The 952-nt window shown below is 71.5% G+C and carries 2 protein-coding genes; both read left to right on the forward strand.

Going from position 1 to position 952, the window contains the following annotated elements; all coding sequences use genetic code 11:
* Positions 1-56: 56 nt before the first annotated feature.
* Positions 57-320 (forward strand): exodeoxyribonuclease VII small subunit, encoded by a 264-nt coding sequence (locus tag ATE62_RS22645; protein WP_058810690.1) that lies wholly within the window; start codon positions 57-59, stop codon positions 318-320.
* 6 nt (positions 321-326) lie between these two features.
* Positions 327-952: polyprenyl synthetase family protein (locus ATE62_RS22650; RefSeq protein WP_058818623.1), on the forward strand; the 626-nt coding region annotated here is incomplete at its 3' end.

The raw sequence follows: 952 nt of genomic DNA on the forward strand, positions 1-952 counted from the left end.
CTCCCGTCCCACGTCATGCTTGACCATCGGGGGGCGAAGGGGCCAAAGCAGGCGCCATGACGGACACCCCCGATAGCCCCGCCGCCCCCGCCATTTCCGCGCTGTCGTTCGAAGCCGCGATGAGCGAGCTCGAGACGATCGTGCGGCGGCTGGAAAGCGGCGACGTCAGCCTCGAGGAATCGGTCGCGCTCTACGAACGCGGGCATGCCCTGCGCGGGCATTGCGAGGCGCGGCTCGCCGCGGCGCAGGCGCGCATCGAGCAGGTGAGCCTGGGCGCCGACGGCCGCGCCGCCGGCACCACGCCGTTTGGCGAGGGCTGATCCCCGGTGGCGGTCGCGGAGGGAGAGATCGATACCGGCGCGGACCTGGTCCACGCGGCGCAGGCCGATGTCGCCGACGCGATCGACCGGTTGTTCGACCAGTTGCTGCCCGTCCCCGACGACCCGCGCGGGCGCCTGTATGAAGCGATGCGCCACGCCGCGATCGGCGGCGGCAAAAGGCTGCGGCCCTTGCTCGTCCGCGCGGCTGGCGACCTCTATCATGTCGACCGCGCGCCGAGCCTGCGCGTCGGCGCGGCGGTCGAGGCGATGCACGTCTATTCGCTGATCCATGACGACCTGCCGTGCATGGACGACGACGATCTTCGCCGCGGCAAGCCGACGGTGCACCGCGCCTTCGACGAGGCCACCGCGGTGCTCGCGGGCGATTCGCTCCATGCGCTGGCGTTCGAGTGGCTCGTCGATCCTGCGACCCACGCCGATCCCTTCGTGCGCAGCGAGTTGATCCGCGAACTCGCGCGCGCCGCTGGCCCCGCGGGCATGGCGGGCGGGCAGATGATGGACCTCGCCGCCGAGACCGCGCAGTTCGACCTGCCGACGGTGACGCGGCTGCAGCAATTGAAGACCGGCGCGCTGATCGCCTTCTCGGTCGAGGCGGGCGCGATCCTGGACTT

Origin of the sequence: Sphingopyxis sp. HIX (genome assembly GCF_001468285.1) — a bacterium.
Lineage (GTDB): Bacteria > Pseudomonadota > Alphaproteobacteria > Sphingomonadales > Sphingomonadaceae > Sphingopyxis.

Bases quoted from the DNA above. Each gene is read 5' to 3' on its own strand.
- ATE62_RS22645 (WP_058810690.1), top strand. From the start codon at position 57: ATGACGGACACCCCCGATAGCCCCGCCGCCCCCGCCATTTCCGCGCTG.